Annotated in this window: 11 protein-coding genes and 2 pseudogenes; 7 read left to right on the top strand and 6 right to left on the bottom strand. The window is 64.1% G+C overall.

Annotated features, from left to right (window positions below; translation table 11 throughout):
• Positions 1-56: 56 nt before the first annotated feature.
• Positions 57-1,634, top strand: coding sequence for a Do family serine endopeptidase (locus tag KUF59_RS33440; protein ID WP_258767542.1), 1,578 nt, complete (start codon positions 57-59; stop codon positions 1,632-1,634).
• 201 nt (positions 1,635-1,835) lie between these two features.
• Positions 1,836-2,213: a hypothetical protein gene (locus KUF59_RS33435; RefSeq protein ID WP_249140366.1), complete on the top strand. Its 378-nt coding sequence runs from the start codon at positions 1,836-1,838 to the stop codon at positions 2,211-2,213.
• 9 nt (positions 2,214-2,222) lie between these two features.
• On the opposite strand, the gene KUF59_RS33430 is transcribed toward KUF59_RS33435, so the two are convergent.
• Positions 2,223-2,477 (bottom strand): DUF6496 domain-containing protein, encoded by a 255-nt coding sequence (locus KUF59_RS33430; RefSeq protein WP_258767540.1) that lies wholly within the window; start codon positions 2,475-2,477, stop codon positions 2,223-2,225.
• A 55-nt stretch (positions 2,478-2,532) separates the two neighbouring features.
• A complete protein-coding gene (locus tag KUF59_RS33425) occupies positions 2,533-2,727 on the bottom strand; it encodes a DUF3072 domain-containing protein (protein WP_212458790.1) in 195 nt (64 codons plus the stop codon).
• A gap of 61 nt (positions 2,728-2,788) precedes the next feature.
• Here KUF59_RS33425 and KUF59_RS33420 point away from each other — a divergent pair, with 61 nt between their 5' ends.
• The 3 genes from KUF59_RS33420 (at position 2,789) to KUF59_RS44445 (ending at position 3,555) form a co-directional block, all read left to right on the top strand.
• The gene (locus KUF59_RS33420) at positions 2,789-3,064 is read left to right on the top strand and encodes a hypothetical protein (protein WP_258767539.1); all 276 of its coding nucleotides are present in this window, start codon (positions 2,789-2,791) and stop codon (positions 3,062-3,064) included.
• 18 nt (positions 3,065-3,082) lie between these two features.
• Positions 3,083-3,277, top strand: a complete 195-nt coding sequence (locus KUF59_RS33415; RefSeq protein ID WP_212458789.1) for a hypothetical protein — start codon at positions 3,083-3,085, stop codon at positions 3,275-3,277.
• A gap of 95 nt (positions 3,278-3,372) precedes the next feature.
• Positions 3,373-3,555, top strand: a complete 183-nt coding sequence (locus tag KUF59_RS44445; RefSeq protein ID WP_408918047.1) for a hypothetical protein — start codon at positions 3,373-3,375, stop codon at positions 3,553-3,555.
• Positions 3,556-3,754: 199 nt separating this feature from the next.
• On the opposite strand, the gene KUF59_RS33405 is transcribed toward KUF59_RS44445, so the two are convergent.
• A complete protein-coding gene (locus KUF59_RS33405) occupies positions 3,755-4,012 on the bottom strand; it encodes a hypothetical protein (RefSeq protein ID WP_212458787.1) in 258 nt (85 codons plus the stop codon).
• 153 nt (positions 4,013-4,165) lie between these two features.
• Here KUF59_RS33405 and KUF59_RS33400 point away from each other — a divergent pair, with 153 nt between their 5' ends.
• Complete coding sequence (locus KUF59_RS33400) at positions 4,166-4,387, top strand: hypothetical protein (RefSeq protein WP_212458786.1); 222 nt, start codon at positions 4,166-4,168, stop codon at positions 4,385-4,387.
• Positions 4,388-4,484: 97 nt separating this feature from the next.
• On the opposite strand, the gene KUF59_RS33395 is transcribed toward KUF59_RS33400, so the two are convergent.
• From KUF59_RS33395 to KUF59_RS44435, 3 genes and pseudogenes are all read right to left on the bottom strand, one after another.
• Positions 4,485-5,972 carry an HWE histidine kinase domain-containing protein gene (locus tag KUF59_RS33395; protein WP_212458785.1) on the bottom strand — a complete coding sequence of 496 codons (1,488 nt, stop codon included), beginning with the start codon at positions 5,970-5,972 and terminating at the stop codon, positions 4,485-4,487.
• Between the two features lie 16 nt (positions 5,973-5,988).
• A pseudogene (locus KUF59_RS44440) lies at positions 5,989-7,608 on the bottom strand (response regulator); the annotation flags it as partial.
• A gap of 261 nt (positions 7,609-7,869) precedes the next feature.
• Positions 7,870-11,649, bottom strand: a pseudogene (locus KUF59_RS44435) (HAMP domain-containing protein); the annotation flags it as partial.
• Between the two features lie 947 nt (positions 11,650-12,596).
• On the opposite strand from KUF59_RS44435, the gene KUF59_RS33385 reads away from it, so the two are divergent.
• On the top strand, positions 12,597-12,794 hold the full coding sequence (locus tag KUF59_RS33385) for a hypothetical protein (protein WP_212458783.1): 198 nt from the start codon (positions 12,597-12,599) through the stop codon (positions 12,792-12,794).
• The last annotated feature ends 156 nt before the right edge of the window (positions 12,795-12,950 follow it).

The raw sequence follows: 12,950 nt of genomic DNA, 5'->3' as shown, positions 1-12,950 counted from the left end.
TCGCGCGATCCATGTTGGGGGCAAGGCGACTAGAGACCCAACATGGACATTTCGACATGAACGATCACGTCAATCCCGTTTCCTCCAACATGCGCAGCGTTCTCAGGCCGCGCCGTCTCGCGCTTCTCGGTACGGTGGCCGCGCTCGGCGTTGCCATGCTTGCTGCGGCACCCGGCGGCAGCTTGTTCAATGCGGCCTCGTTCACCTCGCCCGCGCTGGCCGCGGAAGCGAACCAGGCGCCGGCCGGCTTCGCCGATCTCGTCGCCAAGGTGAAGCCCGCCGTGATCTCGGTGCGCGTCAAGATCGATCAGGACAACGACAAGCGCGCGATGTTCCAGCAGAACCGGATGGATTCGGACGAAGACACGCCGTTCGACCAGTTCTCACGGGAGTTCGGCTTCCGTGGCCCCAACGGCATGCAGCAGTTTGGGAAAGGCATGCCGCAGCGCCATCGCCAGGTCACCGGCGAGGGTTCCGGCTTCTTCATCTCCGCCGACGGCTATGCGGTGACCAACAATCACGTCGTCGACCACGCCGAGTCCGTGCAGGTGACGATGGACGACGGCACGGTCTATACCGCGAAGGTGGTCGGCACCGACCCGAAGACCGATCTCGCGCTGATCAAGGTCGAAGGCAAGAAGGACTTTCCGTTCGTCAAGTTCGCGGACGCACGGCCGCGGATCGGCGACTGGGTGGTTGCAGTCGGCAACCCCTTCGGCCTCGGCGGTACGGTGACGGCGGGGATCGTCTCGGCCAGCGGCCGCGACATCGGCGCCGGCCCCTATGACGACTACATCCAGATCGACGCGCCCATCAACAAGGGCAATTCCGGCGGACCGGCGTTCGACATGAATGGCAACGTGATCGGCGTGAACACCGCGATCTTCTCGCCGTCCGGCGGCTCGGTCGGCATCGGCTTCGACATTCCGGCGCAGACCGCCAAGCTCGTCGTCGCCCAGTTGAAGGACAAGGGCTCGGTGACCCGCGGCTGGCTTGGCGTGCAGGTGCAGCCGGTGAACGCCGACATCGCCGACAGCCTCGGCCTCAAGGAGGCCAAGGGCGCGATCGTCGACAATCCGCAGGATGGCAGCCCCGCGGCGAAGGCCGGTATCGAGGCCGGCGATGTCATCACCGCCGTCAACGGCACCGCGATCAAGGATTCGCGTGAGCTCGCTCGCACCATCAGCACGATGGCGCCGGGAAGCTCGGTGAAGCTCGACGTTTGGCACAAGGGCGCGGCCAAGACCGTGACGCTCACGCTCGGCGAACTGCCGAACGAGCGTCAGGCCAAGAACGATGCCAAGAACGGCAAGGCGGACGACAAGGGCAAGGCGGATGAAGGGCAGGCGCAGCCGGGTACGCCGCGCCTGGGCCTCGGTCTTGCCCCGGCGGGCGAGGTGCAGGGCGCCGGCCAGAAGGGCCTCGTGGTGACCCAGGTCGATCCGGAAGGACCGGCGGCGCAGCGCGGCATCCAGACCGGTGACGTCATCCTCAATGTCGGCGGCAAGGCCGTTGCCAGCGTCGGGGACGTGCGCTCCGAACTGATGCAGGCCAAGTCGGCCGGCAAGCGCAGCGTGCTCTTGCAGGTGAAGAGTGCGGACGCGACCAAGTTCGTCGCGGTGCCGCTCGGCTGATCAGGCGGGCGACCCAACCAGGGGCGGCCTTCGGGCCGCCCCTTTCATTTGTTCGGTGGACAGCTGGGCCTGCCCCGATAACATTCGCGTTAACTTGAGATGGTTGACTGGGTTCGGCCGAAAATGGTTGCCAGATTGAAACCGAGCGCGCGCATCGAGTCTCTGAACCGGAGCGGCGTTCGCATTTGATCGGTGCCGACGATGGATCGATTGAAACCCTGGAGCAGGTACGCGCTGTTCGTGCTGCTCCTTGTGCTATGCACCCAGACTGCCGCGGTGCAAAGCACGTTTGCGCGTGACGACGGACGTTACGCGGACTCACCACTCAAACCCTGGTTCGACAGCTTGCGAAGCCACCTCGGCCCGTGCTGCTCGGATGCCGACGGTGTCGCGGTCGCCGATCCCGACTGGGAATCGCACCAGGGGCACTATCGCGTGCGGCTCGACGGTCAGTGGATCGAGGTGCCGGACGATGCCGTCATCACCGAGCCCAACCGCGCCGGGCGCACCATGGTCTGGCCGGTTCGAACCGCATTCGGAATTGCGATCCGCTGCTTCATGCCGGGCAGCATGATTTGAGGCGACCGGTCAGCGCGAACGCTTCTTCGAGCTCTTCTTCGAACTCTTCTTTTTCGACGCCTTCTTCGCCTTCTTCGGGACCTTCTTGCCCTTCTTGCGCGCCTTCGACAGGCCGATCGCGATCGCCTGCTTGCGGCTCTTCACTTTCCCACCGCGGCCGCCACGACCGCTCTTGGCCGTGCCCTTCTTGTAGCGGCGCATCTCGCTCTCGACGTCCTTGCCGGAGCCGCGCGAGTAGCGGCGTTTCTTTGCTTTGCGGGCCATGAGCAGTTTCCCTTGGGCGGAAGAAACCACTCTCGGTGGGCAAGGTTCCGAACGGTCAGAACGAGTTCGCGAGTTCGATCTCGGCTTCGAGCGCCTGGATGCGTCGCGCGGCCTCTGTAAAGCTCAGATCCCGCGCGTATTGGCTCGGCTGATAGGCCTCTTCCGAAAGACGTCGCAGCCGCAGCACCTGGGCCCGCGTCATCTGCTCGGCAAGCTGAATTCTAGCGTCGTATTTACCTTCCAGGCGCATTTGGCTTCTCCTTCGCTCAATCGTGACTTGACTATATGTTCTTATTTTGTTCTAACAAGCCATGGACAACAGAATTAATGAAATTCGTCGCAAGATCAGCGCGTTAAGGTCTGAGATGGTCGACCTTGAGGCGTCCGTGCGCGACCTCATCACGCATGACCGGGATTACAGCGAAAGCGCACACTCGCTGCTTGGCATGCGCTTGGAACTGAAGCGGCTGATCGGCGACTGGAAAGCCGCCGGCGGCGGGGATCTGTTGCCCGACGTCAGGGAGCGGGTGGGCCCGAATTCTGCGAGGAAGGACGTCGGGCTGAAGCGAGCGGTTTCGCGCCGCTGATATCTTTGGGGGCTCGCCGTGGAAGAAGACCCGGATGCGTACCGGATTCTGAAGCTGCGGGCCGAAATCCTCGAACTCGGCTCGGCGATCCGCCAGTTGCAGCGCGCCGGTCTTGATGACGCCGCAACCCAGCTCCTGATCGCGCGTAAGCGGGCCCTGCTGGATCATCTGATGAAGACGGACCGGGCGCACAACAGTCCGGTCCGGCCTTGAAGCTAATCGTCGATTGATGATCTGAAGCAGACCACGTGCGATGTGGTCGACAGCGCGCCGAGGACGCAGGCGCTGAACGGCAAAGCCCCGCGGTCTTGCGGGGCTTTCTTTTCTCGCACGATAACGCTCACTTCGAATTTGTGCCGTTGTTCGCCGGCGTGCTGCCGCCCTGGTTGGTGCCGGCGCCGGCATTACCCTGGCTCGATGGGCTGGCGCTGTTCGACTTCATGCTGGCCCCGGTCGTCGTCGTGGATGGCGACGAGGTCGTCGACGATTGATGCCTCTTGTGCGACCTTGCCTCGGCGGCGAACGGTGCGGCGGCGAGGCCGCTTGCCACAAGCATGGCAAGCGCGAGCTGGGTCTTCTTCATAAGCAGGGCTGAGCAGGGCTCCCTGAGTTGAATTGACGCAGGGGGCACAACAGCCGCTGGCGCGCCCCGGTTCCGGACCAGCCGTCCGCGCGCGCGTCGCGATTGCTCTAGGTCTCGTTATCTTCAGTGAGGATGAACACTGCGCCGGTCAGCGTGGCGCCGATCGCAAATGTGGTGACCAGCGAAATGACGAAGACGAAGGTCGCCGGACTTCCGCCATGTTGGAGAAGGGCGGCAACGAGCGGATTGATCAGGACCAGCGCAAGGCCGAACACGAGGCCCAATGCCGCCCCCATCATCGCGTGTGTAATCAGCTTGATCGCGCCTGCGGTCGAGACCAGTCCGGATGACTTCTTCGTACGCATTGAGTCACCGCCAAATTAAGTCTCAAAACGTTTGGCACGGTGTCTGGTTCCAAATGTGCGGGAACTTTTCAGATGCAATAGCGTAGCGCCTTCATCCGACGTTCATGCGCGAGCTGAAATACTCAAGGCCGATAACCATAGGAAAGCCTGATCATGGGACAGGTCGTCTATCTCTATCGATCGCTCGCCTATCGGAATGCCGCAGCCGAGATGCTGCGCAAGGCGCGCACGCTGCCGCGCGGGTCGGAGCGACGTGCGGCTCGCCGCTATGCGAGAGCGTTGCGCGAGCTGGCGCAAACCGAAGCCTGGCTGGAGGGGCGCCTCACGGATGCGCCGCCAGCGATGCAAGAGCTGAGGGTACGCGCGCGACGCTAGAGCATGATCCGGAAAAGTGCGTGGCGGTTTTCCGACAGGATCGTGCGCAAACCGAGAGCTCACGCGCGATGACCAGGCAATCCAAAGCCATCGCGCTTTAGCCTGAGGCGCGCTGTAGCGCACCGATCGCAACGCCTTCGAACTTCTCGGGTGTCAGCAGCGACGTCTTCCGCGTCAGCGGAACCTCGAGACGGCAGAGCAGGCCTTCGCTGCGCCAATCGAACGCGGCCTGGCCGCCGAGCTGAGACTCGACGCTGGCGAGCAGGCTCTTGGTACCGAATCCGCGCACCTTCGGCGGCCTCACCCGCGGACCGCCGGCTTCGTCCCAGGTGAGCGCGAGCATCGTGTCGTCCGCCTCCCAAGAGATGGATAGCCGACCCGACCGCGTCGACAGCGCGCCGTATTTCGCCGAATTGGTGAAGAGTTCGTGCAGCGCAAGCGTCAGCGTCTGCGCGGTAACCGGCGCGAGCTGCACCTCCGGTCCGGTCAGTCGGACCTGTCCGCCGAGCGCGTGGGGCGCCAATTCCTCATCGATCAGCTTGCGCAGTTCGGCGCCCTGCCAGCTCGACAGCGAGAGGATCGTGTGTACGCGCGCCAGCGCGTTGATGCGTCCTTCGACGGCGTCGACATAGGTCTTGACGTCGTCGGCGCGGGTGAGGCGGACGATCGACTGCGCCAACGCCAGCGCGTTCTTGGCGCGGTGATCGACCTCGCGTGCGAGCAGGTTTTGCCGCGCCTCCGCGCGCTTGCGCTCGGTAATGTCGACGGTGACGCCGCTCACACGCACCACGCGACCGTTGCCGTCGAGCGTCGCCGCCGCCGTACCGACGCACCAGCGCACGTCGCCGTCAGGCCGGTTGATGCGGAATTCCGCTTCATAGGCGTCGGCACCCTTGTTGAACGCGGCGATCGCCAGGCGGAACTGGTCGACGTCGTCGGGATGCAGCAGCGCCTGGACGTTGGCAGAGGTGACATTGAAGGTCTCGGGCGCGACGCCGAAGATGCGATACTGGCCCTCGTCCCACATCCAGTCGCCATTGATCCAGTCCCAGTCCCAGGATCCCATCTTCCCGGCCGCAATCGCCATGCTGCGCCGCTGTTCGCTCTCGAGCAGTTTTGCCGTGGACTTTTCCAGCTCCGCGGTGCGAGCCCGCACGCGGTCCTCCAGCTCCTGGTTCAGCCGCTCGAGCTCGCGGGTCTTGCGGTAGAGTTCGGCGAACACCTTGATCTTGGCGCGCAGCACTTCCGGCACGACCGGCACCGGAACGTAGTCGACCGCGCCCATCTCATAGCCGCGCAGCCGGTCGATATCGCTGACCTGGATCGCCGAGATGAAGATCATCGCGATCTTCTGGAAGCGCGGGTGCTCGCGGATCATGGCCGCCAGCTCGAAGCCGTCGAGCTCCGGCATGCAGACGTCGACGAGGATGACAGCGATTTCGGTCTTCAAGAGAATCTCGAGCGCCTCACGGCCCGATGACGCGATCACCAGGTTTTCGCCAAGCTCTTTCAGGATCACCTCGTAGGCGAGCAGCTTTGCGGGCTGATCGTCTACGAGGAGGATGTTGACCTTTTCATGGTCCATGAGACAAGGACCCCACTCAGCGATGCAGCCACATGCGGATGGCAAGCAGCAATTGATCGGTATTGACGGGTTTGGCGAGATAGTCGGACGCGCCGGCCTCCAGGCACTTCTCGCGGTCACCCTTCATCGCCTTTGCGGTCAGCGCGATGATCGGCAGACGGGCGAAGGCCGGGTCCTGCCGGATGACGCCGATGGTCTGATAGCCGTCCATCTGCGGCATCATGATGTCCATGAGCACGATCGCGATTTCCGGATTGGATTCGACGAGCGTCACCGCTTCGCTGCCTGTCGTCGCCGTCAGCACCTTCATGCCGCGGCGTTCCAGCACGCTCGACAGCGCGAAGATGTTGCGGGCGTCGTCGTCGACGAGCAGGGCGGTCTTGCCGATCAGATCCTCGTCGGAACTGTTCAGCTTCTCCAGCATGCGCTGCTTCTCCACGGGGAGTTCCGTGATCACGCGATGCAGGAACAGCGCGGTCTCGTCGAGCAGGCGCTCCGGCGATTCGACGCCCTTCACCACGATGCTGCGTGCCATGGTGTGGAGTTCTGCGTCTTCCTCCGCCGACAGCTCCCGTCCCGTGAAGACGACGACCGGAATGTTCGACAGCAGTTCGTCGTTGCGGATTTCGTCGAGCACCTCGAAGCCGGTCATGTCGGGCAGGCGGAGATCGAGTACCACGCAATCGTAGGGCGCCTCGCGTAGCGTCGTGAGCGCGCCCGCACCGGTGTCGGTTGCCACGATCTCGATATCGTCGTGATGCAGCAATTCGCGGATCGAGAGCTGCTCGGCCTCGTTGTCCTCGACGATGAGGAGCCGCTTGCGGCGTGGCCTTGCATATTCCTTGATCTGCGATAGCGCGGCTGAAACGCCTTCGGTCGTTGTCGGCTTGTTGACGAAGGAGAATGCGCCGCGCGCCAGCGCGTGCTGGCGGTCCTCGTCGAGCGTGATGATCTGTACCGGGATATGGCGTGTCAGCGGATTGTGCTTGAGCTGGCTCAGCACCGTCCAGCCCAGCATATCCGGCAGGAACACGTCGAGCGACACCGCGCTCGGCTGATATTGCTTGGCAAGCTCCAGCGCCTCGGCGCCGCGCGCCGCGACCAGGACCTTGAAGCCCTTGTCGCGGGCGAGGTCGATGAGAATGCGCGCATAGTGCGGATCGTCCTCGACGATCAGCAGGATGGTGTCGCCGGGTTCGAGATCGAGCCGGTCGTCGGGCAGCTGCTCGATGACGCGTTCCGGTGTCGCCGCCTGCGCCTGGAGCGCGGGCGGCTGGCCGGGCGTCGGCGCCGGGGTCCGCGGTGCGAGCGTCGGTCCGGAATATTTCAGCGGCAGATAGAGCGTGAAGGCCGAGCCCTTGCCCGGTGAGCTGCGCAGATGGATTTCGCCGCCGAGCAGGCTCGCAAGCTCGCGACTGATTGCAAGGCCGAGGCCGGTGCCGCCATATTTGCGGCTGGTGCCGGCGTCGGCCTGCTGGAAGGCCTCGAAGATCAGCTTCTGCTTTTCCAGGGGAATGCCGATGCCGGTATCGGAGACCTCGAATGCGATCACGGCCGGTGCGCTGTTGAGCACGGGGTGATCGGGGCTCCAGCCGCCCAGTGCGGCTTCGACCTTCAGCTTGACGCCGCCCTCGGCGGTGAACTTGAAGGCGTTCGACAAGAGGTTCTTCAGGACTTGCTGGAGGCGCTTGGAGTCGGTGACGATGCTGCGCGCGAGGTTCGGATCGACGTCGATGTTGAACGACAAATTCCGGTTTTCGGCCTCGTGCCGGAACGGCCGCCCCACCGTTTCGAGCAGGTTAGAGGTCAGGATCTCCTCGGCGTCGACCGTCACCGTTCCGGACTCGATCTTGGACAGGTCGAGGATGTCGCTGATGAGGTTGAGGAGGTCGGTGCCGGCGCCGTGGATGGTACGGGCGAACTCGACCTGCTTGGCCGAGAGGTTGCCGTCGGGGTTGTCGGTGAGCTGTTGTCCCAGGATGAGGATCGAGTTCAGCGGCGTGCGCAGCTCGTGGCTCATGTTGGCCAGGAACTCCGACTTGTACTTCGAGGTCAGCGCGAGCTCGGTCGCCTTTTCCTCGAGCGCGCGGCGGGCCTGCTCGATTTCCTGGTTCTTGCGCTCGACTTCCACGTTGCGCTCGGCGAGCTGCTGCGCCTTCTGCTCGAGTTGATCGTTGGTCTGCTGCAATTCGCGCTGCTGGGTCTGGAGCTCGCCGGCGAGCTGCTGCGATTGCTTGAGCAGGCCTTCGGTCTGCATCGTCGCCTCGATCGAGTTCAGCACGATGCCGATGGAGTCGGTGAGCTGTTCGAGGAAGGTCATCTGGGAAGTCGTGAACGAGGTCAACGAGGCAAGCTCGATGACGGCCTTGACCTGGTTCTCGAAAAGCACCGGCAGCACGACAAGGTTCTTCGGCACGACGCGGAACATCGCCGAGTTGATCGGCACGACATCTGTCGGAATCTCCGCGACCACGCGCGGCCGCTTGTCGAGTGCGCATTGCCCGATCAGGCCTTCGCCGAACTCGAGCATCCGCCGATAGGGATAGACGCCGTCGCCGGCATAGGAGGCGAGCAGCAGGAGATGCGGATTGTCCTCGTTCTCGACCTGGTAGATCACGCCGGTATGCGCGTTCACCAGCGGCGACAGCTCGGAGAGCAGGAGGCGGCCGACCGTCGTGAGGTCGCGCTGGCCCTGCAGCATGTTGGTGAATTTCGCGAGGTTCGTCTTCAGCCAGTCCTGCTCGGTGTTCACGTCCGTCGTGAGACGGAGGTTCGTGATCATCGTGTTGATGTTGTCCTTGAGCTCGGCGACTTCGCCGCGAGCGTCGACCTGGATCGAGCGGGTAAGGTCGCCCTTGGTCACGGCGGTCGCAACTTCCGCGATCGCGCGGACCTGCGAGGTCAAGTTCGCCGCCAGGAGGTTGACGTTGCCGGTGAGGTCCTTCCAGGTGCCGGCGGCGCCGGGCACGTTGGCCTGACCGCCGAGGCGGCCTTCGACGCCGACTTCGCGCGCCACCGACGTCACCTGTTCGGCGAAGGTCGCGAGCGTCTCGGTCATGTTGTTGATGGTGTCGGCGAGCGCCGCCACCTCGCCCTTCGACTTCACCGTGAGGTTCTGCTTCAAATCGCCATTGGCGACCGCGGTCACGACCTTGACGATGCCGCGGACCTGCTCGGTGAGGTTCGCCGCCATGAAGTTGACGGTGTCGGTGAGGTCCTTCCAGGTGCCGGCGACGCCGGGCACCTGGGCCTGGCCGCCGAGCTTGCCCTCGGTGCCGACCTCGCGCGCCACGCGCGTCACTTCGCCGGCGAAGGCGTTGAGCTGGTCCACCATGGTGTTGATGGTGTTCTTCAGCTCGAGGATTTCGCCCTTCACGTCCACCGTGATCTTGCGGGACAGATCGCCGCGCGCCACGGCGGTGGTGACTTCGGCGATGTTGCGGACCTGCGTGGTGAGGTTCGCGGCCAGGAGGTTGACGTTGTCGGTGAGGTCCTTCCAGGTGCCGCCGACGCCGGGCACCACGGCCTGACCGCCGAGCCGGCCTTCGGTGCCGACCTCGCGTGCCACGCGCGTCACTTCGGCGGCAAAGGAGCGGAGCTGCTCGACCATCGTGTTCAGGGTGTCCTTGAGCAGCAAAATTTCGCCGCGCACGTCCACCGTGATCTTCTTGGAGAGGTCGCCGCCAGCGATCGCGGTTGCGACCTCGGCGATGTTGCGGACCTGCGCCGTCAGGTTCGACGCCATGAAGTTGACGTTGTCGGTGAGGTCCTTCCAGGTGCCGGCCACTTCGGGCACTTCGGCCTGACCGCCGAGCTTGCCTTCGGTGCCGACTTCGCGCGCGACGCGCGTGACTTCGGAGGCGAAGGCGTTGAGCTGGTCCACCATGGTGTTGATGGTGTTCTTCAGCTCGAGGATTTCGCCCTTCACGTCCACGGTAATCTTGCGCGACAAGTCGCCCCGCGCCACGGCCGTCGTCACCTCGGCGATATTGCGAACCTGCGCGGTGAGGTTGCCCGCCATCGAGTTGACGCTGTCGGTAAGGTCTTTCCAGGTGCCGGCCACACCGGGCACGTTGGCCTGGCCGCCGAGGCGCCCTTCGGTGCCGACCTCGCGCGCCACGCGCGTGACCTCACCCGCGAAGCGGTTGAGCTGGTCGACCATGGTGTTCAGCGTGTCCTTGAGCTGAAGGATCTCGCCGCGCACGTCCACCGTGATCTTGCGCGACAGGTCGCCGCCGGCGATCGCGGTCGCGACCTCGGCGATATTGCGGACCTGGGCGGTGAGGTTGCCTGCCATCGAGTTGACGCTATCGGTGAGATCCTTCCAGGTGCCGGCGACGCCGGGCACGTCGGCCTGGCCGCCGAGCTTGCCGTCGGTGCCAACCTCGCGTGCGACGCGCGTCACTTCGCCGGCGAACGCGTTGAGCTGGTCCACCATGGTGTTGAGCGTTTCCTTCAACTGAAGGATTTCGCCCGACACGTTGACGGTGATCTTCTTCGACAGGTCGCCCTTGGCGACGGCTGTTGCGACTTCGGCGATGTTGCGGACTTGGCCGGTGAGGTTCGACGCCATCGAGTTGACGCTGTCGGTGAGGTCCTTCCACGTGCCGCCGACGCCGCGCACGACCGCTTGTCCGCCGAGCTTGCCTTCGGTGCCGACCTCGCGCGCGACGCGCGTCACTTCGCCGGCGAAGGCGTTGAGCTGGTCCACCATGGTGTTGATGGTGTCCTTCAGCTCCAGGATTTCACCGCGCACGTCCACGGTGATCTTCTTCGACAAGTCGCCGCCCGCGACCGCCGTCGTCACCTCGGCGATGTTGCGAACCTGCGCAGTCAGGTTCGACGCCATCGAGTTGACGCTTTCGGTGAGGTCCTTCCAGGTGCCGGCGACGCCGAGCACATTGGCCTGGCCGCCGAGCCGGCCGTCGGTGCCGACCTCGCGCGCGACGCGCGTGACTTCGCCGGCGAACGCATTGAGCTGGTCGACCATGGTGTTGAGCGTTTCCTTCAACTGAAGGATCTCGCCCGAGACGTTCACCGTGATCTTCTTGGAGAGGTCGCCGCTCGCGATCGCGGTGGCGACGTCGGCGATGTTGCGGACCTGGGCGGTGAGGTTCGACGCCATGAAGTTGACGTTGTCGGTGAGGTCCTTCCAGGTGCCGGCGACGCCGGGCACCTGCGCCTGGCCGCCGAGCTTGCCTTCGGTGCCGACTTCGCGCGCGACGCGCGTCACTTCCGACGCGAAGGAGTTGAGCTGGTCCACCATGGTGTTGATGGTGTCCTTCAACTCCAGAATTTCGCCGCGCACATCGACGGTAATCTTGCGCGAGAGGTCGCCGCGGGCAACCGCGGTCGTCACATTGGCGATGTTGCGCACCTGTGCAGTCAGATTGCCGCACATCGCGTTGACGGAGTCGGTGAGGTCCTTCCAGGTGCCGGCGACGCCAGGCACGATCGCTTGTCCGCCCAGCTTGCCGTCGGTGCCGACCTCGCGCGCGACGCGCGTCACTTCGGAAGCGAAGGAGCGGAGCTGGTCCACCATCGTGTTGATGGCTTCCTTGAGCTGCAAAATCTCGCCGCGGACGTCGACAGTGATCTTCTTGGAGAGGTCGCCGTTGGCGACTGCGATCGTTACCTCTGCGATGTTGCGAACCTGGTTGGTCAGGTTGTTCGCCATCGAGTTGACGCTCTCGGTCAAATCCTTCCACACGCCGGTGACTTCAGGCACCTGGGCCTGGCCGCCGAGCTTGCCTTCGGTGCCGACCTCGCGCGCGACGCGCGTCACCTCGGAAGTGAACACGCCGAGCTGCTTGATCATGGTGTTGACGATCGTCGCCGACTGCAAGAATTCGCCGCGCAGGGGGCGGCCATCGACGTCGAGCTTGACGGTTTGCAGCAGGTCGCCTTGTGCCACGGCCGCAACTGCGCGCGTCACCTCGCGCGTCGGCCACAAAAGGTCGTCGATCAGCGTGTTGACGGAGCCTTCCATGTCGGCCCAGGAGCCGGAGGCAAGGCCGAACCTCACGCGCTGCTTGGTCCGGCCCTCGCGGCCGACGACCTCGCCGACCAGCTCGAGCTGCTGCGCCATGCGCTGGTTGGCGGCGATGATCTCGTTCAGGGTGTCCGCGATCTTGCCGTCGATGCCGAGATATTCGCCGCTCATGCGCACCGAGAAATCGCCGCTGCGCATCGCCTGCAGCGCGAGCAGCAGCTCCTGCCGGGAATCCGGCTCGTCGGTGCCGTTGACTTTCCGTTTGGGAGCGCGACGACCGGACTGCGAAGCCGTTCCGGGATCAAGGTCGCTCATCTCATTCCCCCCGCAGATGCCGCTGAATCAGCAAGCAGATTTGCAAATAGAGCGTCGGAGATACCCCAGATCAAGCGGTAACCTGGGAGTATCGAAGAAATGGAACCCGCCGCGCTCAGCCCGGCGCAAATAACGAGTTCGTGGTGGGGAAGTTCCATGTGTCGCGGGAGAATCGGCCCAAGAATGAAGTTTCGCCTGGGAACCGGGAGGCCCCCTGTCGCGTTAACCACCTTCATCCGTCTCGGGCGAGGCCGCTGCGACGTTACGATCCCGTAAGAATGGTTGCGGATCGGGTTTTTCCGTCCCACCTTTTCTCCATGAAGCAATCGGACATTTTCAGGGATAACGCCGAGAACTGCCTGCATCTCGCGGAGCGCGCCGAAGGCCAACCGGCCTTCAAGCGTTATCAGCGGATGGCGGAAGCTTGGACGGCCCTTGCGGAGGAGCAGGACTGGCTCGATGGCGAAATTCCGCCGGTCGGCTCGCGCAAGCCGCAAAGGCGGTCGGCCGCCTAGTCGCTCTCGGTTTCGTGAGTCCTCGTGTGAGACCGCTCACGGAACAGGCGCGACCAACTTGCAATGATCGGAAACTGCAGGTCGCCGGTTACGTCTTTTGATTCCAGAAGGAGGACTGCAATGGCTCCGCGTCTGGTTCTTTTAACGCTCATCTTG

The sequence above is a fragment of the Bradyrhizobium arachidis genome (assembly GCF_024758505.1).
Taxonomy (GTDB): Bacteria; Pseudomonadota; Alphaproteobacteria; order Rhizobiales; family Xanthobacteraceae; genus Bradyrhizobium; species Bradyrhizobium manausense_C.
Note: the sequence above shows the minus strand (reverse complement) of the source record. Positions and strands in the feature narration are given on the sequence as shown.